At 65.7% G+C, this 24,382-nt stretch carries 25 protein-coding genes; 11 read left to right on the top strand and 14 right to left on the bottom strand.

Annotated elements, in window-relative coordinates:
• Positions 1 to 86: 86 nt before the first annotated feature.
• From rpoH to PTT45_RS05645, 3 genes are all read left to right on the top strand, one after another.
• Positions 87 to 941 (top strand): RNA polymerase sigma factor RpoH, encoded by an 855-nt coding sequence (gene rpoH / locus PTT45_RS05655; protein ID WP_043308027.1) that lies wholly within the window; start codon positions 87 to 89, stop codon positions 939 to 941.
• 59 nt (positions 942 to 1,000) lie between these two features.
• Positions 1,001 to 1,591 (top strand): hypothetical protein, encoded by a 591-nt coding sequence (locus tag PTT45_RS05650; RefSeq protein WP_273812007.1) that lies wholly within the window; start codon positions 1,001 to 1,003, stop codon positions 1,589 to 1,591.
• An 88-nt stretch (positions 1,592 to 1,679) separates the two neighbouring features.
• Positions 1,680 to 2,366: a lysoplasmalogenase gene (locus PTT45_RS05645; protein ID WP_273812006.1), complete on the top strand. Its 687-nt coding sequence runs from the start codon at positions 1,680 to 1,682 to the stop codon at positions 2,364 to 2,366.
• Here the strand turns inward: PTT45_RS05645 and mtgA are convergent.
• Entirely contained in the window at positions 2,308 to 3,045 is a 738-nt protein-coding gene (gene mtgA, locus PTT45_RS05640; protein ID WP_273812005.1) for a monofunctional biosynthetic peptidoglycan transglycosylase, read from the bottom strand. The two genes, PTT45_RS05645 and mtgA, sit on opposite strands and share 59 nt — an antisense overlap.
• Before the next feature lie 65 nt (positions 3,046 to 3,110).
• Here mtgA and PTT45_RS05635 point away from each other — a divergent pair, with 65 nt between their 5' ends.
• The 5 genes from PTT45_RS05635 to PTT45_RS05615 all read left to right on the top strand — a co-directional run bounded on the left by PTT45_RS05635 (position 3,111) and on the right by PTT45_RS05615 (position 6,809).
• The gene (locus tag PTT45_RS05635; RefSeq protein ID WP_273812004.1) at positions 3,111 to 3,488 is read left to right on the top strand and encodes a DUF423 domain-containing protein; all 378 of its coding nucleotides are present in this window, start codon (positions 3,111 to 3,113) and stop codon (positions 3,486 to 3,488) included.
• An 80-nt stretch (positions 3,489 to 3,568) separates the two neighbouring features.
• A complete protein-coding gene (thiS, locus tag PTT45_RS05630) occupies positions 3,569 to 3,769 on the top strand; it encodes a sulfur carrier protein ThiS (RefSeq protein WP_273812002.1) in 201 nt (66 codons plus the stop codon).
• A 17-nt stretch (positions 3,770 to 3,786) separates the two neighbouring features.
• The gene (locus PTT45_RS05625; protein WP_273812001.1) at positions 3,787 to 4,578 is read left to right on the top strand and encodes a thiazole synthase; all 792 of its coding nucleotides are present in this window, start codon (positions 3,787 to 3,789) and stop codon (positions 4,576 to 4,578) included.
• A gap of 57 nt (positions 4,579 to 4,635) precedes the next feature.
• Positions 4,636 to 5,307 carry a tRNA (guanosine(46)-N7)-methyltransferase TrmB gene (trmB, locus tag PTT45_RS05620; protein WP_273812267.1) on the top strand — a complete coding sequence of 224 codons (672 nt, stop codon included), beginning with the start codon at positions 4,636 to 4,638 and terminating at the stop codon, positions 5,305 to 5,307.
• Between the two features lie 155 nt (positions 5,308 to 5,462).
• Positions 5,463 to 6,809 carry a DUF1329 domain-containing protein gene (locus tag PTT45_RS05615; RefSeq protein WP_273812000.1) on the top strand — a complete coding sequence of 449 codons (1,347 nt, stop codon included), beginning with the start codon at positions 5,463 to 5,465 and terminating at the stop codon, positions 6,807 to 6,809.
• Positions 6,810 to 6,875: 66 nt separating this feature from the next.
• On the opposite strand, the gene PTT45_RS05610 is transcribed toward PTT45_RS05615, so the two are convergent.
• A complete protein-coding gene (locus PTT45_RS05610; protein WP_273811999.1) occupies positions 6,876 to 7,322 on the bottom strand; it encodes a hypothetical protein in 447 nt (148 codons plus the stop codon).
• Between the two features lie 148 nt (positions 7,323 to 7,470).
• Positions 7,471 to 8,145: a GMP/IMP nucleotidase gene (gene yrfG, locus PTT45_RS05605; RefSeq protein WP_273811998.1), complete on the bottom strand. Its 675-nt coding sequence runs from the start codon at positions 8,143 to 8,145 to the stop codon at positions 7,471 to 7,473.
• A 92-nt stretch (positions 8,146 to 8,237) separates the two neighbouring features.
• Here yrfG and nudE point away from each other — a divergent pair, with 92 nt between their 5' ends.
• The 3 genes from nudE to PTT45_RS05590 are packed head-to-tail and all read left to right on the top strand — an operon-like array spanning position 8,238 to position 10,084.
• Positions 8,238 to 8,804: an ADP compounds hydrolase NudE gene (gene nudE / locus PTT45_RS05600; protein WP_273811997.1), complete on the top strand. Its 567-nt coding sequence runs from the start codon at positions 8,238 to 8,240 to the stop codon at positions 8,802 to 8,804.
• Entirely contained in the window at positions 8,801 to 9,622 is an 822-nt protein-coding gene (gene cysQ / locus PTT45_RS05595; protein WP_273811996.1) for a 3'(2'),5'-bisphosphate nucleotidase CysQ, read from the top strand. The genes nudE and cysQ overlap by 4 nt, the downstream gene beginning before the upstream one ends.
• Positions 9,623 to 9,634: 12 nt before the next feature.
• On the top strand, positions 9,635 to 10,084 hold the full coding sequence (locus PTT45_RS05590) for a YiiD C-terminal domain-containing protein (RefSeq protein ID WP_273811995.1): 450 nt from the start codon (positions 9,635 to 9,637) through the stop codon (positions 10,082 to 10,084).
• A 10-nt stretch (positions 10,085 to 10,094) separates the two neighbouring features.
• On the opposite strand, the gene PTT45_RS05585 is transcribed toward PTT45_RS05590, so the two are convergent.
• The 11 genes from PTT45_RS05585 to rfbB form a co-directional block, all read right to left on the bottom strand.
• Positions 10,095 to 11,978 carry a beta-ketoacyl synthase gene (locus tag PTT45_RS05585; RefSeq protein ID WP_273811994.1) on the bottom strand — a complete coding sequence of 628 codons (1,884 nt, stop codon included), beginning with the start codon at positions 11,976 to 11,978 and terminating at the stop codon, positions 10,095 to 10,097.
• Positions 11,979 to 12,233: 255 nt separating this feature from the next.
• Positions 12,234 to 13,160 carry a carbamate kinase gene (arcC, locus tag PTT45_RS05580; protein ID WP_273811993.1) on the bottom strand — a complete coding sequence of 309 codons (927 nt, stop codon included), beginning with the start codon at positions 13,158 to 13,160 and terminating at the stop codon, positions 12,234 to 12,236.
• Between the two features lie 54 nt (positions 13,161 to 13,214).
• Complete coding sequence (locus PTT45_RS05575) at positions 13,215 to 14,225, bottom strand: ornithine carbamoyltransferase (protein ID WP_273811991.1); 1,011 nt, start codon at positions 14,223 to 14,225, stop codon at positions 13,215 to 13,217.
• Between the two features lie 63 nt (positions 14,226 to 14,288).
• On the bottom strand, positions 14,289 to 15,539 hold the full coding sequence (gene arcA, locus PTT45_RS05570; protein WP_273811990.1) for an arginine deiminase: 1,251 nt from the start codon (positions 15,537 to 15,539) through the stop codon (positions 14,289 to 14,291).
• A 15-nt stretch (positions 15,540 to 15,554) separates the two neighbouring features.
• Positions 15,555 to 16,982, bottom strand: coding sequence for an arginine-ornithine antiporter (arcD, locus tag PTT45_RS05565; RefSeq protein ID WP_443218151.1), 1,428 nt, complete (start codon positions 16,980 to 16,982; stop codon positions 15,555 to 15,557).
• A 715-nt stretch (positions 16,983 to 17,697) separates the two neighbouring features.
• Positions 17,698 to 19,062 (bottom strand): sigma-54-dependent transcriptional regulator, encoded by a 1,365-nt coding sequence (locus PTT45_RS05560; protein WP_273811988.1) that lies wholly within the window; start codon positions 19,060 to 19,062, stop codon positions 17,698 to 17,700.
• The gene (locus tag PTT45_RS05555) at positions 19,059 to 20,867 is read right to left on the bottom strand and encodes a sensor histidine kinase (RefSeq protein WP_273811986.1); all 1,809 of its coding nucleotides are present in this window, start codon (positions 20,865 to 20,867) and stop codon (positions 19,059 to 19,061) included. The genes PTT45_RS05560 and PTT45_RS05555 overlap by 4 nt, the downstream gene beginning before the upstream one ends.
• 43 nt (positions 20,868 to 20,910) lie before the next feature.
• Positions 20,911 to 21,777 carry a dTDP-4-dehydrorhamnose reductase gene (rfbD, locus tag PTT45_RS05550; protein WP_273811985.1) on the bottom strand — a complete coding sequence of 289 codons (867 nt, stop codon included), beginning with the start codon at positions 21,775 to 21,777 and terminating at the stop codon, positions 20,911 to 20,913.
• The gene (gene rfbC, locus PTT45_RS05545; protein ID WP_273811983.1) at positions 21,774 to 22,319 is read right to left on the bottom strand and encodes a dTDP-4-dehydrorhamnose 3,5-epimerase; all 546 of its coding nucleotides are present in this window, start codon (positions 22,317 to 22,319) and stop codon (positions 21,774 to 21,776) included. The genes rfbD and rfbC overlap by 4 nt, the downstream gene beginning before the upstream one ends.
• A complete protein-coding gene (gene rfbA / locus PTT45_RS05540) occupies positions 22,316 to 23,188 on the bottom strand; it encodes a glucose-1-phosphate thymidylyltransferase RfbA (protein ID WP_273811982.1) in 873 nt (290 codons plus the stop codon). The genes rfbC and rfbA overlap by 4 nt, the downstream gene beginning before the upstream one ends.
• Positions 23,185 to 24,249 (bottom strand): dTDP-glucose 4,6-dehydratase, encoded by a 1,065-nt coding sequence (gene rfbB / locus PTT45_RS05535; protein WP_273811980.1) that lies wholly within the window; start codon positions 24,247 to 24,249, stop codon positions 23,185 to 23,187. Before rfbB ends, rfbA begins: the two co-directional genes overlap by 4 nt.
• Positions 24,250 to 24,382: the final 133 nt, after the last annotated feature.

Below are 24,382 nucleotides of genomic sequence, written 5' to 3'. Positions count from 1 at the left end.
AGCTGTACGGGAACTTTCGTCCAGCTTGCCCGTCTCAGGATCGACGGTGCTAGACTGCGCCGATCCCGTAATACCGGAGGTTTTTGATGACCACTTCCCTGCAACCTGTCCATGCCCTAGTCCCAGGCGCCAACCTGGAGGCCTATGTGCATGCGGTGAACAGCATTCCGTTGCTGTCCGTCGAGCAGGAGCGCGAGCTGGCCGAGAGTCTCTACTACGAGCAAGACCTGGAAGCCGCGCGCCAGATGGTGCTGGCTCACCTGCGTTTCGTCGTGCACATCGCCCGCAGCTATGCCGGCTATGGCCTGGCCCAGGCTGACCTGATTCAAGAAGGCAACGTCGGCCTGATGAAGGCGGTCAAGCGCTTCAACCCGGAAATGGGTGTGCGCCTGGTGTCCTTCGCCGTGCACTGGATCAAGGCCGAGATTCACGAGTTCATCCTGCGCAACTGGCGCATCGTCAAGGTCGCCACCACCAAGGCGCAGCGCAAGCTGTTCTTCAACCTGCGCAGCCAGAAGAAGCGTCTGGCCTGGCTGAGCAACGATGAAGTGCACGCCGTGGCCGACAGCCTGGGTGTGGAACCGCGCGAAGTGCGCGAGATGGAGAGCCGCCTGACGGGGCACGACATGGCCTTCGACCCGGCAGCCGATGCCGACGACGATACCGCCTACCAGTCGCCGGCCCACTATCTGGAAGACCATCGCTACGATCCGGCTCGCCAGCTGGAAGAGGCCGACTGGAGCGACAGCGCCAATGCCAGCCTGCACGAGGCGCTGGAAGGCCTGGACGAGCGTAGCCGCGACATCCTCTATCAGCGCTGGCTGGCCGAGGAGAAGGCGACCCTGCACGACCTGGCCGCCAAGTACAACGTCTCCGCCGAGCGTATCCGCCAGCTGGAGAAGAACGCCATGAACAAGCTGAAAGGCTCGATTCAGGCGTAAGTCGCACCACCCCGAGAAGCCGCACCCAGGTGCGGCTTTTTTCTGCCCGGAGTTTATTCGTGAGTCGTCGTCCGCCTGCCCTGCTGTTCACCATCGTGGCCCTGGCCAGCTGTCTGCTCGGCTACTGGCTGCTGACCCCGCGCGAGGACAAGGTCGCGCCGGCGCCCTGGCTGCAGCAGTGGGATATCGAGGTACTGCGGCCGCTGCTCGAGGATCGTCTCAGTGTCGGCGATCTGAGCCAGCGCCTGTCCGCGGCCGAACTGTGGCTGCAGCCACGCATGGACGGCCCGCGCCTGCTGCTGCGTGGCGAGCTGGACGGCTGGCGAGTGGAGGGCGAGCTGGCGCTCAGCGATGCGCAGCGCGCCAGCCTGGCCGACGCCAGCGGGGTGCGTCCGAATGATCCCGAGCAGCCGCAGTCGGCGGAAATGCTGGCGCAGCTGGCCGGGCGCAATATCGAGGGGCTCAATCTGCTGCCGCAGCAACTGGTGTCGGCAACAACGCTGAGCGCCAGCCTGGGTGAGCCGCGCCTACGCCTGCAGCTGCAGGAAGGCGAGGCCTGGGTCTACCCGCAGCAGGGGCTGACCGCGCATATCCAGGATGAGCGCGTGCAGTTGTTGCGCGCCGTGCCCAAGCGCCTGCTGCAGCACTGACGCGTTCGGCCATGGCCGCTGGCGCCTGACGACTGGTCGGGCGACGTGGCCTTAGGCAGGATCGGCTCTCCATCCACGGGAGTCCGCCATGTCTGCCAGCCAGCTGCGCCTCTACACCCTCGCCATCGGGCTGGGTGTCATCTATCTGCTCCTGCTGCCGCTCAAGCCATACCCGCTGGGCTGGCTGCTCAAGCCGCTGCCCATGCTGATCTTCGCCGCGCTGGCCTGGCGTGCCTTTCCCGGCGCTGCGGGGCGTTGGCTGGCGCTGGGCTACGTGGGCGCGGCGGCGGGTGATTTCTTCCTCGACTTCGGCAACCGCGACGGCCTGTTCGTCCAGGCGCTGCTGGCCTTCCTGGTCAATCAGCTGGCCTTCGTGGTGGCCTTCGCCCTGCTCGGTCGTGGGCGGCCCTGGCTGCTCTGGCGCAGCCTGCCGGTCGTACTTTATTCGCTGGTGATGGCGGCCTGGATGCTGCCGGCGGCGGGGGCGCTGAAGATTCCGGTGGCGATCTACCTGAGCTGCCTGCTGGCCATGGCGATCCTGGCCGGCCGCCTGGAATCGCGGCCGGGGCCGCTGTGGCTGGGCGCCATGCTGTTCGTGGTGGCCGACTCGCTGATCGGCGTGAACAAGTTCGTGCAGCCCTTCCCGTATGCGGTGCTGGTGATCGTCACCTGCTACTTCAGCGGTCAGGCGTTGATCGCCTGGGGCCTGCTGCGCCTCAGGAACGCGGCGCCCACTCCGGCCACCATGGCGGGAGTTGCCAGGACAGCTGGCTGAGGTAGTGGCTGCCGCCGAGCTGGTAGCTCTGCTGGCGGATCCAGGCGGCGCGGCGCTGCACGTGCGGGCCGGGGCGGCTGGCACTCCAGGCGCGCGGGTTGGGCAGCACGGCGGCGAGCAGGCTGGCCTGGGTGCGCGACAGGTAGGGCGCGCCGACCTTGAAGTGGTGGCGTGCGGCGGCCTCGGCGCCGAATACGCCATCGCCCCATTCCACGCTGTTGAGGTAGACCTCGAGGATGCGCTGCTTGGGCCAGAGCAGCTCGATCAGTCCGGTGAACCAGGCCTCCAGCGCCTTGCGTGGCCAGCTGCGGCCGGACCAGAGGAACAGGTTCTTGGCTACCTGCTGGCTGATGGTGCTGGCGCCGCGCAGGCTGCCACCCTCGGCGTTGTGCTCCAGGGCCTGGCGGATGGCCGTGACATCGAAGCCCCAGTGCTCGGCGAACTTCTGGTCCTCGGCGGCGATCACCGCGATCTTCAGGCTGTCCGGCAGCTCCTTCCATGGGCGCCAGGTCCGCTGCAGGTCGATCGACTCGCCATCGACCCAGGACTGCACCTTGCGCTCGGCCATCAGCGCCGTGCCGGGCGGGTCGATCCAGCGCAGCGCCAGCACCAGTAGGGCGGAGCCGGCGGCGAACCACAGCAGCAGCTTGATCAGGCGTCGGAACAGGTTGCGCAGCATGGCTTGGCCCGATGGGAGGGAGCGGCCATTATAGCGGCCGCATTCAACCTGTCTGGGAACCGATCATGTTACGAGTCTTTCTGCTGCTGGCGGCTGTGGCCGGCTTCTCCGGCGTGGCCCTCGGCGCCTTCGCCGCCCACGGCCTCAAGGGCCAGCTCAGCGCGGAGTACCTGGCGGTGTTCCAGACCGGTGTGCATTACCAGCTGATCCACGCCCTGGCCCTGTTCGGTGTAGCGCTGCTCGCCGAGCGCCTGCCCGGGCGTCTGCTCAAGGCCGCCGGCAGCCTGTTCGCGGTCGGCATCGTGCTGTTCTCCGGCAGCCTCTATCTGCTGACCCTGAGCGGCCTGGGCAAGCTCGGCATGATCACCCCGCTGGGCGGTGTGTGCTTCCTCGCTGGCTGGCTGTGCCTGGGCCTGGCGGCCTGGCGCGGCGGGCGTGCCTGACGGATGGTGTGCGCTCGCCTTGGTGGCTGTCGCCGATCGGGCTAGAATGCCGACCCTTTTCAGAATCTGACCGACCAGCCATGCTCATCCAGTTGAACGGCGAATCCTTCGAGTTGCCCGACGGCGCCACGGTCGCCGACCTGCTCGTGCGTCTCGATGCCGCCGGCAAGCGGGTGGCGGTCGAGCTCAATCTGGACATCGTGCCGCGCAGTCAGCACGGCTCCACCATCCTGCGCGACGGCGACCAGCTGGAAGTCGTTCACGCCATCGGCGGCGGCTAGTCGCCCGAGGAACTGCCATGAGCGCCATCATCGACAAGCCCTTCACCCTGGCCGGCCGCACCTACGAGTCGCGCCTGCTGGTGGGTACCGGCAAGTACAAGGACCTCGAGGAAACCCGCCTGGCCATCGAGGCCAGCGGCGCCGAGATCGTCACCGTGGCGGTGCGCCGGACCAACATCGGGCAGAACCCGGGCGAGCCGAACCTGCTCGACGTGATCTCGCCGGACAAGTACACCATCCTGCCCAACACCGCCGGTTGCTATGACGCCACCGAAGCGGTGCGCACCTGCCGCCTGGCCCGCGAGCTGCTCGACGGCCACAAGCTGGTCAAGCTGGAAGTGCTGGCCGACCAGAAGACCCTGTTCCCCAACGTGATCGAGACCCTCAAGGCCGCCGAAGTGCTGGTCAAGGAAGGCTTCGACGTGATGGTCTACACCAGCGATGACCCGATCATCGCCCGCGAGCTGGCGGCCATGGGCTGCATCGCGGTGATGCCGCTGGCCGGCCTGATCGGCACTGGCCTGGGCATCTGCAACCCCTACAACCTGCGCATCATCCTCGAAGAGGCGACCGTGCCGGTGCTGGTCGACGCCGGCGTGGGTACCGCGTCCGACGCCACCATCGCCATGGAGCTGGGCTGCGAGGCGGTGCTGATGAACAGCGCCATCGCCCACGCCCAGGACCCGATCCTGATGGGTGCAGCGATGAAGCACGCCATCATCGCCGGGCGCATGGCCTACCTCGCCGGGCGCATGCCGAAGAAACTCTATGCCAGCGCCTCGTCGCCGCTGGATGGCCTGATCAAGTAAGAGAATCCCATGACTGAAGTCATCGAGCCGGCAGACGAAGGCGCTGCCCAGCGTCATATGCGCGCCATCAAGAGTTTCGTCATGCGCTCCGGGCGCATGACCGAAGGCCAGCAGCGCGGCCTGGACCAGGGCTGGCCGCAGTTCGGCCTGCAGCTGGAAGACGGCCTGCGTGATTTCGACCAGGTGTTCGGCCGCAGCGCGCCGCGTACCTTCGAGATCGGCTTCGGCATGGGCCACGCCACCCTGGAGATGGCCGCTGCCGCGCCGGAGCAGGACTTCATCGGCGTGGAAGTGCACAAGCCGGGCGTCGGCGCCCTGCTCAACGGCATGCTCACGCAGAACCTGTCGAACATCCGTGTGTACAGCTGCGACGCCCTGGAAGTGCTGCGCGACTGCGTGGCCGATGCCAGCCTCGACCGCGTCCTGCTGTTCTTCCCCGATCCGTGGCACAAGGCGCGTCACCACAAGCGCCGTATCGTCCAGGCGAGCTTCGCCGAACTGGTGCGCAGCAAGCTCAAGGTCGGCGGTGTTCTGCACATGGCCACCGATTGGCAGCCATACGCGGAGCATATGTTGGAGGTAATGTCGCTGGCGCCGGGCTACCATAATGTGGCGGGCGCCGCAGGTTACGTGGAACGCCCCAGCGAACGACCGGTGACCAAGTTCGAGAAGCGCGGCGAGCGCCTCGGTCACGGCGTGTGGGACCTCAAGTTCCAGCGCGACGAGTAAGTATTCAGAGCCCTGCCGGATGCGGGGCCGATGACCGGGCCCACCCGGCGCCAGGATGGCCGAAGCCTCACCCAACGCTAATCCGCAAGCGCGACCTGTGTCTGGTCGTACGAATAAGAAGTAGCGGCGTCGGAGTGCGCCGCGAGGAGAATGCTGTGCTGAGAACTCTTGCTGTACTGTCACTGGCGGCTGCCGTCAGTCTGCCGGCACACGCCCGCGTCGACGCGACCCAGGCCGCGCGCCTCGGGCAGGACCTGACGCCGCTGGGCGGCGAGCGCGCTGGCAATGCCGCCGGCACCATCCCTTCGTGGGAGGGTGGCGTAGCCACGCCGCCGGCCAATTATCAGCCCGGCATGCACCATCCGGATCCCTTCGCTGCCGATGCTGAGCTGTATCGCGTCGACAAGAACAACATGGCCCAGTACAAGGCCCTGTTGACCCCCGGCTACCAGAAGCTGCTGGCGGAAAGCCCGGACTACTACCTGCGCGTGCTGCCCACTCGCCGTAGCGCCGCCTCGCCGCAGCGCATCTACGATGCCACTCGTTACAACGCCACCAACGCCAGCCTGATCGCCGGCGGTAACGGCATCGAGGGTACCGCGGCCGGCATTCCGTTCCCGATCCCGCAGAGCGGTCTGGAAGCGATCTGGAACCACATCACCCGCTACCGTGGCGAACAGACCCGCATGACCACCAACCACGCCGCCGTGCTCAAGGGCGGCGACTACGTGCTGGTCAAGCGCGAGCGCGACATCATGTTCATCTACGGGCGTGAAGGCGTGACCCCGGCCGATCTGGACAACACCCTGTTCTTCTACAAGTACGTGGTGACCGCGCCGAGCAAGCTGGCCGGTTCCTCGCTGGTGGTGCAGGAGACCCTCGACCAGGTCCTGGCGATCCGCAAGGCCTGGCGCTTCAGCCGTGGCGAGCGTCGCGTGCGCCGCCTGCCGATGCTGGCCTATGACGCCATGCAGCCGGACACCAACGGCATGGCCACCGCCGACGTGGTCGACGCCTACAACGGCGCACCGGACCGCTACGAGTGGACGCTGGTGGGCAAGCAGGAAATGCTGGTGCCGTACAACAGCTACGCCGTGCACCAGAAGGGCATTGCCTACGAGAAGATCCTGCAGAAGAAGCACGTCAATCCCGAGCTGCTGCGCCACGAGCTGCACCGCGTATGGGTAGTCGACGCCAAGCTGCGCAAGGGCTTCAGCCATCCCTATGCCTCGCGTCGCTTCTACATCGACGAGGACAGCTGGCAGATCCTCTCCGTCGACCTGTACGACAAGAACGGCGAGCTGGTCGGCCTGCAGGAAGCTCACCCGATCAGCTACTACGAGGTGCCGGTATTCGTCAGCACCCTGGAGACGATCTACGACTTCAAGGGTCAGCGCTACTTCGTCGACGGCCTGGACAACAACGAGGCGATGTACGACTTTGGCGTGAAGCTGAACAAGGGCGACTTCACTGCTGCCGCCCTGCGCCGCGAAGGTATCTGATCGGATAGCTTTCAGACGCCGCAAAACACAAGGCCCGCATCCTGCGGGCCTTGTCGTTTTCAGCGATCAGTCATGATCGTGGTGGCGGTGCTTGTGCTTCTTCTTGTAGTGCTTCTTGTGCCCGCGATGCTCGCCGCGATCGTGATCATCGTCGTCCTGGTCATTGCCGTAGTAGTTGCCCAGCGCGCCGCCGGCACCGCCGCCGACCGCCGCACCGACCACACCGCCTGTGCTGCCGCCGACCTTGTTGCCGATCACCTGACCACCGGCTGCGCCGATGCCGCCACCGATGGCCGCCTCGGTGCGATTGCGCTTGTCGGCACCGACCGCGCTACCGGCCGCGCCGCCGACACCGGCACCGATGGCGGCGCCAGTGCTGCCGCCGATCTGCTCGCCGACCACGCTACCCAGCGCGCCACCCAGGGCGCCGCCGACGCCGGCCGAGGTGTTGCCGGCCAGGGCACTGGCGCTGGCCAGGCCGAGAGAGAGCAGGAGCACAGAGGAATACTTCATTAACTACGGACCTTCGTTGGTGGATGGCGCACATGCTGCCAGCGCCGCCTCGCTGGACAAGTGCCACTTGTCCGGGCTGCGAGGGCGATCACGGCTTGTGCAAAAACTGGCGCAGTCGGCGAACCGGGGCAGGTCGGGGCTGTCCGGATCAGGCGGGGAGGGCGAGCTGGGCGCTGAGCTGGCGGTAGTCCTCGACCGCAGCGAACTCCTCGGTGTCCTTGGCCTGGCCGCGGCTGTCCGGCTGGCGCACCGCGAGCAGGTGGGCGACGCCATACCGCCCAGCGCTGCGCAGGATTGGCAGGCTGTCGTCGATGAACAGGCTGCGCGCCGGTTCGAACGGGAAGTCCTGCTGCAGGGCGAACCAGAACTGCTGGTCTTCCTTGGGGAAGCCATAGTCGTGGGAGCTGATTAGGCGGTCGAAGTAGGGGGCCAGTTCGACCTTCTCCAGCTTCAGCGATAGCGAGTCGCGGTGGGCGTTGGTGATCAGCACCACGCGCTTGCCGGCGGCGCGCAGGGCCTGGAGGAAGGTATCGGCGTCCGGGCGCAGGGCGATCAGGTGGGCCACTTCGCGCTTGAGGTCGCGCACCGAGAGGTTCAGCTCGCGGCTCCAGAAGTCCGTGCAGTACCAGGGCAGGGTGCCGGCATGCTCGCGGAACAGCGGCAGCAGCTCGGCCTCGGCGGCCTCGCGGCTCACGCCGTGCAGTTCGGCATAGCGCTGCGGCAGGTGGTGCAGCCAGAAGTGGTTGTCGAAGTGCAGGTCGAGCAGAGTGCCGTCCATGTCGAGCAGGACGGTATCGATATCGGCCCAGGGCAGCTGATGCATGGCAAAGTCCGGAAACAGACGAAGAGCGAAGAAGCCGCGCGGATGTTCCGGCGCAGCGGGGTATGATACCCGTTCGAATCAAGGAGCGAATGATGCGTGAGAAACCCCAGGTGCTGGCCCGCGAGATAGTCGCCAGCAGCCGCCTGTTCCGCGTCGAAGAGCTGCAGCTGCGCTTCGCCAATGGCGTCGAGCGTACCTACGAGCGGCTGGTGGGCAAGGGCTCGGGCTACGGTGCGGTGATGGTGGTGGCGATGCTCGACGCCGAGCACGCGGTGCTGGTCGAGGAATATTGCGCCGGCACCGACGACTACCAGCTGTCGCTGGCCAAGGGCCTGATCGAGCCCGGCGAGGATGTGCTGGTGGCCGCCAACCGCGAACTCAAGGAAGAAGCCGGCTTCGGCGCCGAGCGCCTGGAGCTGATCGCCGAGCTGAGCCTGTCTCCCGGCTACATGAGCCAGAAGATCCAGGTGGTGCTGGCCCGCGACCTCTACGAAGAAAGCCTGCCGGGCGACGAGCCCGAGCCGCTGCGCGTCGACAAGGTCAGCCTGCGCGAACTCAGCGCCCTGGCCCAGCATCCCCAGTTCACCGAGGGCCGCGCCCTGGCCGCCCTGTACCTGGTCCGCGACCTGCTGACCCAACGTGGAGAGTTCAAGCCGTGAGTCATCCCTACCTGCCGGCGGTGATCGCCCTGGTGCAACGCGCCGGTCAGGCCACCCTGCCGCATTGGCGCAACGATGTGGCCGTGATCGAGAAGGCCGACGCCTCGCCGGTCACCGCCGCCGACCTGGCCGCCCACGAGATTCTCGCCGCCGGCCTGCGCGAGCTGGCACCGGACATTCCGGTGCTGTCCGAAGAGGACGCCGGCATTGCCTTCGCCGAGCGTGCCGAGTGGCAGCGCTGGTGGCTGGTCGACCCGCTGGACGGCACCAAGGAGTTTATCTCCGGCAGTGAGGAGTTCACCGTCAACGTCGCGCTGATCGAGCGTGGCCGCGTGGTGTTCGGTGTGGTCGGCATCCCGGCCAATGGTCGCTGCTACTTCGGTGGCGCCGGCCTGGGCGCCTGGCGTCAGGAGCCAGGCGGCGAGCCCGAGGCCATCGCCGTGCGCCTGGCGCCGGCCGAGGCCTTCATCCTGGTGGCCAGCAAGCGCCACTCCAGCCCGGCGCAGGAGCGCCTGCTGGCCGGCCTGGCCGAGCGCTTCGGCGACCTGCAGCTGGCCAACATCGGCAGCTCGCTGAAGTTCTGCCTGCTGGCCGAGGGCAATGCCGATTGCTACCCGCGTCTGGCGCCCACCTCGCAGTGGGATACCGCCGCGGCGCAGGGCGTGCTGGAAGGTGCCGGTGGTGAAGTGCTCGACCTGCAGGGCGAGGTACTGACCTACGAGGCCCGCGAGAGCTACCTCAATCCGTCCTTCCTCGGCCTGCCGCAGGCTGCCGAGTGGCGCGCCGAGCTGATCCAGCTGGCTCGCGCTCTGGACTGAGTCCCTCGCAACATGAGCGATGACCGCGCCTACCTGGAGCAGCTGCTGCACCAGGACATCCCGCTGACTCAGGCCCTGGGCCTGGGCGTGCAGGGTTGGCAGGGCGGCGAATTGCGCCTGAGCCTGCCGCTGGCGGCCAACCTCAACCACAAGAGCAGCATGTTCGGCGGCAGCCTGTACTGCGGCGCGGTGCTGGCCGGCTGGGGTTGGCTGCATCTGAGCCTGCGCGAGGCGGGCGTGACGGACGGGCACATCGTCATCCAGCAGGGCCAGATCGATTATCCGCAGCCGGTGCTGAGCGATGCGGTCGCGGTGTGCGCGGCGCCCGCCGCGGCCGAGTGGGACAAGTTCCTCGCCCTGTATCGGCGTCGCGGCCTGGCGCGCCTGAAACTGCACAGCCGCATCCTCGTCGGCGACGTCGAGGCGGTGCGCTTCAGCGGGCAGTACGTGCTGCACCGCTGAGCCACGCCTGCTACAGCATGTCGCTGTAGCGCTCATCCTTCTTGTACAGCAGCGGCTGGGCGAAGCCCGGCACCTGGATGCCTTCGGCGCTGAACTGCAGCTGCTTGTCGTCGATCAGGTCGTGGCCGAAGTTGTAGATGATCTCGAACTGTCCGCGCAGGGCCTGCTTGTCGTAGGCCTCGGCGGCAACGCGGGTCGCTTCGCGCCGGCTCTGCCAGGCGGCGAAGGCCGCTTCACCATGACGCTTGCGCAGCATGCGCTCGACCACCTGCGGGGCGAGCAGCACGCCGGTGGCGTTGTTGCCGCCGAAGCCCTTGGAGTTGAGGAAGCACACTTGCATGCCGTCTACCTGGCGGTCGCGCACCTCCAGGCTGATGTGCTGGCGGTGCACGTCGTCGGCTACCCGGTCGATGGTCTTCAACCCCGGCAGCAGGCCATGCTGGAAGGTACCGAGGGCGGCGATCAGCTGGTCACCGCTGGCTGGCGCCAGCGAGTGGCCGACGAAGGCTTTCACCGCCGTCACCGGCCATTGTTCGATGCCGAAGGCCGCGGCGACGCGGTCCAGCAGTTCGGATTCGGTGACTCGGTTGGCCGGGGTGCTGGAGCCATGGGCATGCACGAAGCTGTGGTTGCGTACGGCGTCGAGGCCGACCAGCTGGGTGGCGCTGGCCACGGCCTTGGCCAGGGTCAGGTAGTTGCCGGGGCCGGGAGCGGAGATGGATTTCTTGAAGCCGTCGGCGTTGATGAACACATCCGGCACGGCGCCATGGATATCGGCTCCCAGCTCCAGGGCCAACTCGTCGTCCATCAGCACGATGAACTGCGCCGACTCGGCCAGGGTGAAGCCGCAATTGTCGCCAAACGGGCGGCTGGCGCGGCGGAAGTCCACGTCGTCGCGACCCTCGATCTTGCGCAGGCCGTCCTCGGTGGCGAGGGCGCCCATGGCGCCGTACCCGTCGATGAACTCCGGCGTGACCGGGGCTTCGCTGTTGCCAACCAGCACCACGCGCGCCTGGCCATTGGCGATCTGCTCGACGCCCTTCTGCAGGTTATAGAGGAAGGTGGCGCAGGCGCCGGTGACGCTGCCGGTGGTGCCGACGCTGCCCAGCACATAGGCGTTGATGAAGTCCGCCGGCATGCTGTTGAGGCCCAGCGGGCACTGCTTGGCGGTGACGCGACCGCCGCGCAGGCGCGACTGCAGCATACCGCCGAAGCCGTTATCGTCCATCTGGCTCATGGCGCTGCCGGCGAACACGGCGACCTGGTCCGGCTGCACCTTGGCCAGGATGTCGCTCCAGGGCAGACCGGTGGAGCGCAGCGCGTCGGTGGCGCCCACCACGGTCAGTTGCAGGCCGCGCGGGTGGAAGTGCGAGTGATACAGCTCGCCCGGCTCGAAGCCGGTGGGCAACTGGCCGGCGGACTTCACCGGCAGGGCGCGATAGCTGTCGACCTTGAACTCGCTGCTCTCCTGCAGGGTGACGCGCACCTGCTGCTCGTCCAGCTCCTCCACCTGCCAGCTGGCCGGCAGCGGTTCGGGCAGGTGCTTGCGCAGGGTGGTGAACTGGGCGGCGCTGACGGCGATGTTCTTCTGCCAGTGGGTGGTGTCCACGTCCAGGTGGTTCTTCTCGATGCGGCGTACCAGGGTGCCGGCGAGGATTTCCGCACCATGCTGCGCCTCGATCTCGGCCGGGCTCAGTGGCTGGCCGGCGAGGCTGTGGAACTGGCCATCGACCACTTGCACCAGCTTCATCATCACGGCCAGACCGGCCAGGGTTTCCTGGCGGGTGGCGGCATCCAGCGACTCCTGGACCATGCGGCGGAAACCGTGGTGGAAGGAACTTCTGCCCGCGGCGTTGTATCCGCCGAAGCCAACAATGACGGGTAGTCGAGACATCACTCGGAACTCCTACAAACGATCTTCACGCAAAACCGGGAGGGCACGCAGCGACGAGGCGACAACGGCGCTCCCGGCCAGACGGCATATGCCGGGTGGCGACTCAAACGAATCGGGATATCGGGTTGACGCAGGGGCTGACTGCCAAGTCACGTTGCTGGCGATATGGTCAGGCGCGGGACAGATCGAGGAGAGGGTGCTGGTGCGAGGAGAGAAAGCAGCGGCAGGCAGGCCTGCCGCTTGGGCTGACGGGGATCAGCGGTACTGTGTGGTGCTCGCACTGGTGCTGACGCGGGTACCGGCCTTGCCCTGGACGATGGCTTCGATATCGGCCAACGAGCCGATGACCGCGACCTTGCCGGTGTTGCGGGCAAATTCGCAGGCAGCTTGGACCTTGGGTCCCATGGAGCCGGCGGCGAAGCCCAGGCGCTCCAGCTCATCCGGATGGGCCTCGGCGATGGCCTTCTGCGTCGGCTTGCCCCAGTCGATATAGGTGGCATCGACGTCGGTGGCGATCACCAGCAGGTCGCTGTCCAGCTGCTCGGCCAGCAGGGCGGAGCACAGGTCCTTGTCGATCACGGCTTCGACGCCATGCAGCTTGCCGTTGTCGTACATGGTCGGGATGCCGCCACCGCCGGCGCAGATCACCACCGAGCCTTTTTCCAGCAGCCACTTCACCGGGCGGATCTCGAAGATGCGCTGCGGCCGTGGGCTGGCCACCACGCGGCGGAACTTGTCGCCATCCGGAGCGATGCTCCAGCCTTTCTCCTTGGCCAGGCGCTCGGCCTCGTCCTTGGGATAGACCGGGCCGATCGGCTTGGTCGGCTTCTGGAAGGCCGGGTCGGCGCTGTCCACTTCGACCTGGGTGAGGATGGTGGCGAAGGGCACTTCGAACGGCAGCAGGTTGCCCAGCTCCTGTTCGATCATGTAGCCGATCATGCCTTCAGTCTCGGCACCGAGGACGTCCAGCGGGTAGGGGTTGGCCGGGTCGTAGGCGTTGCCCTGCAGGGCCAGCAGGCCAACCTGCGGGCCGTTGCCGTGGGCGATCACCAGCTCGTTTCCGGGCGCCACCTTGGCGATCTGCTCGCAGGCTATGCGTACGTTGATACGTTGGTTTTCCGCGGTCATGGCTTCGCCACGCCGCAGCAGGGCATTGCCGCCCAGGGCGATGACTAGTCGCATGGTGATTCTCCTTGAGCGAGTGCGAGCCGGGGCGTGCCCGGCCCGCAGCGGCGGTTAGACATCGGCCAGGGTCGAGACCAGGATCGCCTTGATGGTGTGCATGCGGTTCTCCGCCTGCTCGAAGGCGATGCACCAGGGCGACTCGAACACGTCGTCGGTCACTTCGATGCCGTTCTTCAGGTGCGGGTACTGCTCGGCGATCTGCTTGCCGACCTTGGTCTCGCTGTTGTGGAAGGCCGGCAGGCAGTGCATGAACTTCACGCGCGGGTTACCGACTGCCTTCATCAGCTCGGCGTTGACCTGATAGGGCATCAGCTCCTTGATGCGCTCGCCCCAGGCTTCCACCGGCTCGCCCATGGACACCCAGACGTCGGTGTGGACAAAGTCGACGCCCTTGACCGCGGCCTTGGCATCTTCGGTGAGAGTGATGCGCGCGCCGCTTTCCTCGGCGAATTTCTTGCAAGCGGCAACGTGTTCATCGGTCGGCCACAGGGCCTTGGGTGCGGCGATGCGTACGTCCATGCCGAGCTTGGCGCCGATCAGTAGCAGCGAGTTGCCCATGTTGTTGCGGGCGTCACCCAGGTAGGCGTAGCTGATCTCGTGCAGCGGCTTGTCGCTGTGTTCGCGCATGGTCAGCACGTCGGCGAGCATCTGGGTCGGGTGGTATTCATCGGTCAGGCCGTTGAACACCGGTACGCCGGCGTATTGGGCCAGGTCCTCGACGATCTCCTGCTTGAAGCCGCGGTACTCAATGGCGTCGTACATGCGGCCGAGCACACGGGCGGTGTCCTTCATCGATTCCTTGTGGCCGATCTGCGAGGAGCCCGGGTCGATGTAGGTGACGTTGGCGCCCTGGTCATAGGCTGCGACCTCGAAGGCGCAGCGGGTGCGGGTGGAGGTCTTCTCGAAGATCAGCGCGATGTTCTTGCGCAGCAGGTGCGGCTGTTCGGTGCCGGTGTACTTGGCGCGCTTGAGGTCGCGCGACAGGTCGAGGAGATAACGCAGCTCGCGAGTGCTGTGGTGCATCAGGCTGAGCAGGTTGCGGTTGTGCATGTTGAAAGCCATGGTTCTTCTCCTTGTGGGTATGGAAACCGCGCCCGGCGGCGGGTGGCCGCCGGGGTGGCTTTATCAGTAGTCGATCGGGTCGCGGATGATCGGGCAGGTCATGCAGTGGCCGCCGCCACGGCCGCGGCCCAGTTCGCTGGCGCTGATGGTCACTACCTCGACGCCGGCCTTGCGCAGCAGGGTGTTGGTGTAGGTGTTGCGGTCATAGCCGACGACCACGCCAGGCTCCAGGCAGACCACGTTGTTGCCGTCGTCCCACTGCTCGCGTTCGGCTTCGAAGCTGTCGCCGCCGGTTTCCACCACACGCAGTTTTTTCAGGTTGAGAGATTCGGCGACCACGTCGAGGAACGACTTGTCCTCGCGGCGCACGTCGATACCACCCGGCTTGCTCTCGTCCGGACGCAGCACGAAGGGCACGATCTGGTAGGCCACTTCCGGGAAGACGGTGACCAGGTCGCGGTCGCAGAAGCTGAACACGGTGTCCAGGTGCATCGCGGCGCGTGACTTGCCGAGGCCGGCGACCACCACCCGCTCGGCCGCACCCTTGGCGAACAGTGCCTGGGCTACTTGGCCGATGGCCTGATGCGAGGAACGCTCGCCCATGCCGATCAGCACGGTGCCGTTGCCAATCGGCATCACGTCACCGCCCTCCAGGGTCGCGGCGCCGTGATCCTTGTCCGGATCACCGTACCAGACCTCGAATTCCTCGTTGATGAAGTCCGGGTGGAACTTGTAGATGGCGCTGGCCAGCAGGGTTTCCTGGCGGCGGGCCGGCCAGTACATGGGGTTGAGGGTGACGCCGCCGTAGATCCAGCAGGTGGTGTCGCGGGTGAACTGGGTATTGGGCAGCGGCGGGAAGATGAAGCTGGACTCGCCCAGGTAGGCGTTGAACATCTTCGAAACTTCCGAGTTCTTGTGCTTGGCCAGGTCGGAGCCGGCCACGCCGCCGATGAGGAATTCGGCGATGCGGCGCGACTCCAGCCCTTCGATAAAGGAGCGCACTTCGCCCTGCAAGCCAAGGCCGACGCTGTTGGGGGTGATCTTGCGATCGAGGATCCACTTCAGCGCTTCCGGATTCTTGATCGTCTCCTCGAGCAGGTTGTGCATCTCGACGACCTCGATGCCGCGTTCGCGCATCTTGGTCATGAAGTCGAAGTGGTCGCGCTTGGCCTGGGAGACCCAGATCACGTCGTCGAACAGCAACTCATCGCAATTGTTGGGGGTGAGGCGCAGGTGGGCGAGGCCCGGCGAGCACACCATGACTTTGTGCAGTTTGCCGGCCTCGGAATGGACGCCTAGAGGTTTCTTGGACATATCGAACTCCTTCTCTTACAGACTCAGGAAGCCGTCATACAGGCCATAGGCGGCGATGGCGGCACCGATCAGAACGACGAGGAAGATGATCTTCTCGACGCTGGTGAACACGGGTTGTCCCAGCTCGCGCTTGGCCTTGGCGAAGAGGATCACGCCAGGTGCGTAGAGCAGGGCGGAGAGCAGCAGGTACTGAATGCCGGCGGCATAGATCAGCCAGACCGCATAGAGGGTGGAGACCAGGGCGATGAAGATGTCCTTGTTGCGTTCGCCGGCAGCGCCCTCGTAGGTCTCACCACGCCAGCCCAGCAGCAGGGCGTAGGCGCTGGACCAGAAGTACGGCACCAGGATCATCGAGGTGGCCAGGTACAGCAGGCTCAGGTAGGTGGAGCTGTTGAACAGGGTGATGATGAGGAACAGCTGGATCAACCCGTTGGTCAGCCACAGGGCATTGGCTGGCACATGGTTGGCGTTTTCCTTGCGCAGGAACTCCGGCATGGTGTGGTCTTTGGCCGAGGAGAAGATGATCTCCGCGCACAGCAAGGTCCAGGACAGCAGGGCCCCGGCCAGGGAGACCAGCAGGCCGATGGAGATCAGCTGGGCGCCCCAGGGGCCGACCACCTGCTCGAGCACGCCGGCCATCGACGGGTTCTTCAGCCCGGCCAGTTCGGCCTGGGCCATGATGCCTTGGCTGAGGATGTTGACCAGGACCAGCAGCAGGAGCACGGCGATGAAGCCGATCACGGTGGCCTTGCCGACGTCACTGCGTTTCTCGGCGCGGGCGGAGAAGATGCTGGCGCCCTCGATGCCGATGAATACCCAGACGGTGACCAGCATCATGTTGCGCACCTGGTCCATCACGCTGCCCAGCTTGACGTTGCCGGCACCCCAGAAGTCGCTGGTGAACACGTCGAGCTTGAAGGCGATGGCGGCGATCACGATGAACAGCGCCAGCGGCACCATCTTGGCGATGGTGGTGATGGTGTTGATGAAGGCTGCCTCCTTGATGCCCCGCAGGACCAGGAAGTGCAGCAGCCAGAGCAGCACCGATGCACAGATCACGGCCGGCAGGGTGTTGCCTTCACCGAACACCGGGAAGAAATAGCCGAGGGTGGAGAACAGCAACACCATGTAGCTGACGTTGCCGATCCAGGCGCTGATCCAGTAGCCCCAGGCCGAGGAAAAGCCCATGTAGTCGCCGAAGCCGGCCTTGGCGTAGGCGTACACCCCGCCGTCGAGCTCAGGCTTGCGATTGGCCAGGGTCTGGAACACGAAGGCCAGGGTCAACATCCCCACGCCGGTGATCAGCCAGCCGATCAGTGTGGCGCCGGCGCCGGCGCTGTTGGCGATGTTCTGCGGCAGGGAAAATATGCCGCCGCCGACCATCGACCCGATTACCAGTGCGATCAGCGCGCCCAGTTTTAGCTTGTTCGCCGAATCAGACATCAAACACCTCCAAGTGGCGGAGAGAAGTTATGAGCAAATTGGGCGCGCTATTGCTGGCGAGGATATTGACGTCGATCAATAGCTTGCTATCCATTGCTCGATACTACTGTCCCTGTATTGCTGGCGGAATCGGGGAGGTCCCCGTTTGATCGCGGATAACGCCGAGATAGAGCGGCTGCGAGCCGTGCTTCAAGCGAGGCGTGAAAGGAAATCTAGTACAGGTTTTATCGCTTGCAAGTTGCAGAAGTAAGTCGGTTATTCGTAATGGCTAATTGCCAACGCTTATTTCGGATATGCAGCGTTTTTTATATTTCTAATTGATCTATTTATTTGGCGGGGTATTGAGGAGGAGAGGACTGCGCAATCCGGGCCGTCTGGAAGTATGTTGGGAGCACCTGCAGGCAGGGGTGGTATTCACCTCTGTCCCGGATGATCGGGTGTACCGGGATGAGTCCGACCTCCATGTGGCTTCCGCTTCTACGGTGAGGTAGCCGGGCGTGCGGTGACGGACGATTTCCGCCAGTGCGTTAGCGTCGTCTGTGGTTATGTGGGGTGCAGTCTGCGGCGCCAGGGCATGGCGGAAGCCTGCCCTGTTCGCCTTGCGCGAAGAGCTAGAGCCGCTGTTCACCGATCTGCGCCGGCAGTTGCATGGTGAGCCGAGCGACGCAGTCGACCTGCAGGATCGGGGTATGAGTCCGCTGAGCTAGCTCGGGGCTCAGTCCTGCTCGTCGCTCCCGCCGTCCAGGCCATGCTTGCGCAGCTTGTCGTGCAGGGTCTTACGCGGCAGGCCGAGCGCTTCGGCCAGGCTGCGCAGGGAGCTGTGCTCCTTGGCCATTTCCGCCGCGATCAGCGCCTTCTCGAAGGCCTCGACCTTCTCGCCGAGGCTCTGCTCACCGCCGCTGGCCATGCTTGCCGCGCCCGGCACATCCAGGCCCAGGCCGAGGCCCATGGCGAAGCGTTCGGCGGCGTTCTGCAGCTCGCGTACGTTGCCCGGCCAGGTGTGGCTGAGCAGCTGAGCCCGCTGGCCCGGTTGCAGCTCGCGACTCGGCAGGCCGTGGCGCTGGGTTGCCGCATCGGCGTGGTGCTGGAACAGCACGAGGATGTCCGCACCGCGCTCGCGCAGCGGCGGGATACTCAGCGGCGCGACGTTCAGGCGGTAATAAAGGTCGGCGCGGAAGCGCCCCTGGTCGGCGGCGACACGCAGATCTTCCTTGGTCGCGGCGATCACCCGGATATCCAGCGGGATCAGTTGATTGCCGCCGAGGCGCTCGACCACGCGCTCCTGCAGCAGGCGCAACAGCTTCACCTGCACGTCCGGGCTCATGCTCTCGATCTCGTCGAGGAACAGGGTGCCGCCGTTGGCGAACTCGAATTTGCCGATGCGGCGTTTCTGCGCACCGGTGAAGGCACCTGCCTCATGGCCGAACAGCTCGCTTTCCACCACCGACTCGGCCAGGGCACCGGCGTTGATCGCCACGAAGGGGCCTTTCTTGCGTGCCGAGAGGTCGTGCAGCGCGCGCGCCACCACCTCCTTGCCGGCACCGGTTTCGCCGAGGATCAGCACGTCGGTGTTGATTGCTGCCAGGGCGCCGACCTGCTCGCGCAGGCGCAGCATGGGCGCGGACTGGCCGATCAGGCGAGCGCCGAGCTCGCTGCGGTCGGCCAGGGCCAGGCGCAGGCTACGGTTGTCCAGCACCAGGCGGCGCAGCTCCAGGGCGCGGCGCACGCCGTCGAGCAGGGCCTCGCTGGCGAAGGGCTTCTCGAGGAAGTCATAGGCACCGGCGCGCATGGCCTGCACGGCCAGCGGCACATCACCGTGGCCGGTAATCAGCAGTACCGGCAGCTCGGCGTCCTGCTGGTGCAGTTGCTCCAGCAGTTGCAGACCGTCGATGCCGGGCATGCGAATGTCGCTGACCACCACGCCGGGCCAGTCCGGCCCGATGCGCTCGGCCACGCCGCGGGCATCGGCCAGGGTCTCGACACGCAGGCCGGCCAGATCGAGGGTCTGGGCCAGGGCCTGGCGCAGGTGCGCGTCGTCGTCGATCAGCAGGACCTGGGTGCGGGCGTCTATGGCGCTCATGAAAACTCCTCGGGCGGTTGCAGGTTGGCGCCGGGTGCGACGCTACGCAGCTGCAGGGTGATCAGCGCGCCGCCGTCCGGATGGTTGGCCAGCAGCAGCTCGCCGCCCAAGGCGCGCATCAGCGTCTCGCAGATGGCCAGGCCGAGGCCGAGGCCCTGGGTGCTGGTCTTGGTGGTGAAGAAGGGTTCGCGTGCGTGGGCCATGGCCTGTTCGGAGAAGCCCGCGCCGTTGTCGCGCAACAGCAGGTTGACGCCCTGCTCGGTCATTTCGGTACTCAACCAGAGGCGTCGTGGCGGTGCCTTCTCGGCGAGGGCATCGAGGGCGTTGGCCAGCAGGTTGCCCAGTACCTGGCGCAGACGCGTCTCGCCCGCCTGTACCCACAGGGTAGCGTCCGGCAGGTCGCGGATCAGCTCGACGTCCAGCGCCCTGCGGCGCTTGGCGAGCAGGGCCAGGGCGTCTTCCAGGGCCGGCTGCAGGGCCACGCTCTCCGGCGCGTGGCGGTCGCGCCGGGCGAATGCGCGCAGGTGGGCGATGATCGAGGCCATGCGCCCGGTCAGTTCGCTGATTTGCTTGAGGTTGCCGCGGGCATCGTCGGTGCGCTGGTGATCGAGCAGCACGCCGGCGTTGTCGGCGTAGCTGCGAATGGCGGCCAGCGGCTGGTTGAGCTCGTGGCTGATGCTGGCGCTCATCGTACCCAGGGCGCTCAGCTTGCCGGCCTGGACCAGTTCGTCCTGGGTGCGCAGCAGCTTCTGCTGGGCCTGCTCGCGTTCCAGGACTTCATCCTTGAGGCGGTTGTTCAGTGTCTCCAGGTCGCGCGTGCGCTCCTGCACGCGCACCTCCAGCTCGCGCCGGGCCTGCGCGTCTAGCGCAATACGCTCTATATAGTGGCGCCGGCGCTGCAGCATCAGGCCCAGCAGCAGCAGCAGGGCCAGCAGCGCCGCGCCGCCGACGGCGAGCGTGGTGCGTACCTGACGATCGACCAGCTGGCGCGGAGCGAGGATGCTCGCGGTCAGCCCGGTCTCCTGCAGCTCACGGCTTTGGGTCAGCCAGACGCCATCGTCCAGCCGCAGGGGCGAGGGTGAGGGGGTCGGGTACGGCTGGTTGGCGACGATGGCGGCGCGCTCGGCCTTGTCCAGTTCGCGGGTGGCGCGGAAGCGCCAGTCACTGCGTGAGGAGACGATCACCACGCCATTGCTGTCGGTGACCATCAGCTGTTCCGGCGTATTGCCCCACAGGGCCTCGGAGACATCCAGGTCGACCTTGACCACCAGAATGCCGATCACCCGATCGCCCTCGCGCACCGGGTTGGAGAAGAAGTAGCCGCGCTTGCGTGAGGTGGTGCCGAGGCCGAAGAAGCGCCCCTGCTTGCCGCCCAGCGCCTCGCGAAAGTAGGGGCGATAGGAGAAGTCGCGACCGACGAAGCTGTCGGACTGGTCCCAGTTCGACGAGGTGAGGGTCATGCCCTGCGGGCTCATCAAATAAATCACGTCGGCGCCGGTCTCGCTGCGCACCCGCGCCAGCAGGCGGTTGGCCTGCTCCTGGCGGGCGCCGTCCTGCGGGGAGGCGAGCAGGGCGCGCAGTGGCGGCAGGTCGGCGAGGATGCTGGGCAACACCTCATAGCGGCGCAGGGTGCCGAGCAGGTTCTCGCTGTAGAGGTCGAGCGTCTGGCGATTCTGCTCGAGCAGCTCGCCCCGGTAGTAACGCTCGGCAAAGAACTGCAGCGGCCACAGCAGCGGGGCGAGGAGCAGCGCCAGCAGAGCCAGGCTGCGCCAGCGGGGGCGATGGGGAGTGGTCGGCAGGATCATTGCGGTGCGCCTGGATAATGGGCGCATTATGCACTGCTGCTTTCTAGCGTGGGCTGCTCAGGCACGTGAGGAGCGCATCGTGCCAGTCGACCAGGCGAATGTCCCACTCTTGTTGCAGGCGTGAGCAGTCCAGGCGCGAGTTGAGCGGCCGCTTCGCGGGTGTCGGGTATTCGCTGGAGGCGATGGGCAGCAGGCGTGCACTGGGTTTGCCCTGGGCACGCAGTTGCGCGGCGATGGCCTCAGCAAAGCCGAACCAGGAGGTCTCGCCCAGCCCGGTGAGGTGGTAGGTGCCCCAGTTTCCAGGCCGCCCGTCCTGCCAGTGCTGCACGAGCTGCGCAGTCGCCTGGGCGATGCTGCCGGCCCAGGTCGGTGCGCCGATCTGGTCGGCGACCACGCGCAGTTCCTCGCGCTCCTGCAGCAGGCGCTGCATGGTCAGCAGGAAGTTCTTGCCATGCAACGAATAGACCCAGCTGGTACGCAGGATCAGGTGCTGGCCGCCGATCGCACGAATGGCTTCTTCACCCGCAAGCTTGCTCTGGCCGTAGACGCCCAGCGGCGCGGTGGTGTCGCTCTCGTGATAGGGGGCAGGCTTGGAGCCGTCGAAAACGTAGTCGGTGGAGTAGTGAATCAGCGGTACGTTAAGCGAGGCCGCTTCCTCCGCCAGCACGCCGGGTGCAGTGGCGTTGATCGCGAAGGCCAGCTCGGCCTCGCTTTCGGCCTGATCCACGGCGGTATGAGCGGCGGCATTGATCAGTAGATCCGGTCGCAGCTCGCGAACCTGGCGGCGGATCTCGGCGCTATCGGCTAGATCGAGCTGGTCGTGGCCGAGCACCAGCAGCTCGTGCTGGGCCAGGCTCAGTTGCAGTTCACGGGAAACCTGGCCGTGACGACCGGTGATCAGCACTCTCATGGGAACAGCTCGGCATCGCGCAGGGCAACGCCTGCCTGGTCCTTGGCCGACAACTGCGGAACGCCGTCGAACTGCCAGTCGATGGCCAGCTCGGGATCGTCCCAGCGGATGCTGCGCTCGAAGGCCGGCGCGTAGTAGTCGGTGGTCTTGTAGAGGAACTCGGCGTACTCGCTGAGCACCACGAAGCCATGGGCGAAGCCTTCTGGTACCCACAGCTGGCGCTTGTTCTCGGCCGACAGGCGCACCGTGACCGACTTGCCGAAGTTCGGCGAGCTGCGGCGGATGTCCACGGCCACGTCCAGCACTTCGCCGTGGCTGACCCGCACCAGTTTCCCTTGGGCCTGCTCGATCTGGTAGTGCAGGCCACGCAGCACACCGCGCTGCGAGCGCGAGTGGTTGTCCTGGACGAACTCGCGCTGCAGGCCGGTGGCCTCGGCGAAGGCACGCGCATTGAAGCTCTCGTAGAAGAAGCCGCGCTCGTCGCCGAAGACTTTGGGTTCGAGGATCAGTACTTCCGGCAGCTCGGTGCGGATCACATTCATGCGTGCTCTCCGGCCAGCTGGTAGAGGTACTGGCCATAGCCGGTCTTGCCGAAGGCCTTGGCCTGTACCAGCAGCTGCTCGCGGTCGATCCAGCCATGCTGGAAGGCGATTTCCTCCAGGCAGGCGACTTTCAGGCCCTGGCGATGCTCAATGGTCTGCACATACTGCGAGGCGTCCAGCAGGCTGTCGTGAGTGCCGGTGTCGAGCCAGGCGAAGCCACGGCCGAAGCGCTCCACGCGCAGGTCACCGCGTTGCAGGTAGGCGTTGTTGACGTCGGTGATCTCCAGTTCGCCGCGCAGTGATGGTTTGACTGCCTTGGCGATCTCGATCACATCGTTGTCGTAGAAGTACAGGCCGGTCACGGCATAGCTGGACTTCGGCTGCTTGGGTTTCTCCTCGATGGAGATCGCCTTGCCCTGGGCATCGAACTCGACCACGCCAAAGCGCTCAGGGTCGCGTACCCAATAGCCGAACACGGAAGCTCCGCTGGGCTCGGCGGCTGCACGCAGGAGCATCTCGCTGAAGTGCTGGCCGTGGAAGATGTTGTCGCCGAGGATCAGGCACACCGAATCCGTGCCGATGAACTGCTCGCCGATCAGGAAAGCCTGGGCCAGGCCGTCCGGAGAGGGCTGCTCGGCATATTGGAAGCGCACGCCGAACTGGCTGCCATCGCCGAGCATCTTCTCGAACTGCGGCAGGTCATGCGGGGTGGAGATGATCAGGATGTCGCGGATTCCGGCCAGCATCAGCACCGAGATCGGGTAGTAGATCATCGGTTTGTCGTAGATTGGCAGCAACTGCTTGGATACACCCAGGGTGATCGGGTGCAGGCGAGTGCCGGATCCGCCGGCCAGGATGATTCCTTTCATGCGCTGGCTCCCAGTCGCTCACGTTGATAGCTGCCGTCCTGTACGTGGCGGCACCATTCGAGGTTGTCCAGGTACCACTGCACGGTCTTGCGCAGGCCACTGGCAAAGGTTTCTTCGGGGGTCCAGCCGAGCTCGTGCTCGATCTTGCTGGCGTCGATGGCATAGCGCTGATCGTGGCCTGGTCGATCCTTGACGAAGGTGATCAGGTCCTCGTAGCGGGCCAGGCCACTGGGTTTGTTTGGCGCCAGCTCTTCCAGCAGGCCGCAGATGGCGCGCACTACATCGATGTTCTTCTGCTCGTTGTGGCCACCGATGTTGTAGGTTTCGCCGACCTGGCCTTCGGTGACCACCTTGAGCAGCGCGCGGGCATGGTCTTCGACGAAAAGCCAATCGCGCACCTGGGAGCCGTCGCCATAGACTGGCAGGGGTTTGCCCTCGAGGGCATTGAGTATCACCAGTGGGATCAGTTTTTCCGGGAAGTGATAGGGCCCATAGTTGTTCGAGCAGTTGGTGAGCAGCACCGGCAGGCCATAGGTGCGATGCCAGGCGCGGACCAGGTGATCGGACGCAGCCTTGCTCGCCGAGTAGGGCGAGCTGGGGGCGTAGGGAGTGGTCTCGGTGAACAGGTCATCGACGCCATGCAGGTCGCCATAAACCTCGTCGGTGGAAATGTGGTGGAAGCGGAAGCTCTGCTTGCGCTCCTCCGGCAGAGCCATCCAGTAGGCGCGGGTCGCTTCCAGCAGGGCGTAGGTGCCGACGATGTTGGTCTGGATAAAGGCGGCCGGGCCGTCGATGGAGCGATCTACGTGCGACTCGGCGGCCAGATGCATGATGGCATCTGGCTGGAACTCGGCAAGAGCGAGGCTGACGGCTGTGCTGTCGGCGATGTCGGCCTGCAAAAACTTGTAACGAGGCAGGTGCTCTACTGGAGAAAGTGACTCCAGGTTGCCGGCGTAGGTCAGCTTATCGAGGTTCAGGACATGGTGATCCGTATTCAGGAGCGTGTGTCGAACCAGTGCGGAGCCTATGAAGCCCGCACCACCAGTAATCAGGATGCGCATTTGAGATTCCACTGCTTTTGTATGCGAAGGGTGTCTGTTGTGGTGGTAAATGGCAATGACTGGCACGTTGGGGTGAGCCTCAACAATACCGGATAAGTGGCATATTTCTGGCTTGGTTGTCAGACTTGATCAA

The sequence above is a fragment of the Pseudomonas sp. Gutcm_11s genome, assembly GCF_028649395.1.
In the GTDB taxonomy this organism is placed as follows: Bacteria; Pseudomonadota; Gammaproteobacteria; order Pseudomonadales; family Pseudomonadaceae; genus Aquipseudomonas.
This window is presented reverse-complemented; position numbering and strand designations above follow the sequence as displayed.

Coding starts and splice junctions, on each gene's coding strand:
- rpoH (WP_043308027.1), top strand. CDS start 87: ATGACCACTTCCCTGCAACCTGTCCATGCCCTAGTCCCAGGCGCCAAC.
- PTT45_RS05645 (WP_273812006.1), top strand. CDS start 1,680: ATGTCTGCCAGCCAGCTGCGCCTCTACACCCTCGCCATCGGGCTGGGT.
- mtgA (WP_273812005.1), bottom strand. CDS start 3,045: ATGCTGCGCAACCTGTTCCGACGCCTGATCAAGCTGCTGCTGTGGTTC.
- PTT45_RS05635 (WP_273812004.1), top strand. CDS start 3,111: ATGTTACGAGTCTTTCTGCTGCTGGCGGCTGTGGCCGGCTTCTCCGGC.
- thiS (WP_273812002.1), top strand. CDS start 3,569: ATGCTCATCCAGTTGAACGGCGAATCCTTCGAGTTGCCCGACGGCGCC.
- PTT45_RS05625 (WP_273812001.1), top strand. CDS start 3,787: ATGAGCGCCATCATCGACAAGCCCTTCACCCTGGCCGGCCGCACCTAC.
- trmB (WP_273812267.1), top strand. CDS start 4,636: ATGCGCGCCATCAAGAGTTTCGTCATGCGCTCCGGGCGCATGACCGAA.
- PTT45_RS05610 (WP_273811999.1), bottom strand. CDS start 7,322: ATGAAGTATTCCTCTGTGCTCCTGCTCTCTCTCGGCCTGGCCAGCGCC.
- yrfG (WP_273811998.1), bottom strand. CDS start 8,145: ATGCATCAGCTGCCCTGGGCCGATATCGATACCGTCCTGCTCGACATG.
- nudE (WP_273811997.1), top strand. CDS start 8,238: ATGCGTGAGAAACCCCAGGTGCTGGCCCGCGAGATAGTCGCCAGCAGC.
- PTT45_RS05590 (WP_273811995.1), top strand. CDS start 9,635: ATGAGCGATGACCGCGCCTACCTGGAGCAGCTGCTGCACCAGGACATC.
- PTT45_RS05585 (WP_273811994.1), bottom strand. CDS start 11,978: ATGTCTCGACTACCCGTCATTGTTGGCTTCGGCGGATACAACGCCGCG.
- arcC (WP_273811993.1), bottom strand. CDS start 13,160: ATGCGACTAGTCATCGCCCTGGGCGGCAATGCCCTGCTGCGGCGTGGC.
- PTT45_RS05575 (WP_273811991.1), bottom strand. CDS start 14,225: ATGGCTTTCAACATGCACAACCGCAACCTGCTCAGCCTGATGCACCAC.
- arcA (WP_273811990.1), bottom strand. CDS start 15,539: ATGTCCAAGAAACCTCTAGGCGTCCATTCCGAGGCCGGCAAACTGCAC.
- arcD (WP_443218151.1), bottom strand. CDS start 16,982: ATGTCTGATTCGGCGAACAAGCTAAAACTGGGCGCGCTGATCGCACTG.
- PTT45_RS05560 (WP_273811988.1), bottom strand. CDS start 19,062: ATGAGCGCCATAGACGCCCGCACCCAGGTCCTGCTGATCGACGACGAC.
- PTT45_RS05555 (WP_273811986.1), bottom strand. CDS start 20,867: ATGATCCTGCCGACCACTCCCCATCGCCCCCGCTGGCGCAGCCTGGCT.
- rfbD (WP_273811985.1), bottom strand. CDS start 21,777: ATGAGAGTGCTGATCACCGGTCGTCACGGCCAGGTTTCCCGTGAACTG.
- rfbC (WP_273811983.1), bottom strand. CDS start 22,319: ATGAATGTGATCCGCACCGAGCTGCCGGAAGTACTGATCCTCGAACCC.
- rfbA (WP_273811982.1), bottom strand. CDS start 23,188: ATGAAAGGAATCATCCTGGCCGGCGGATCCGGCACTCGCCTGCACCCG.
- rfbB (WP_273811980.1), bottom strand. CDS start 24,249: ATGCGCATCCTGATTACTGGTGGTGCGGGCTTCATAGGCTCCGCACTG.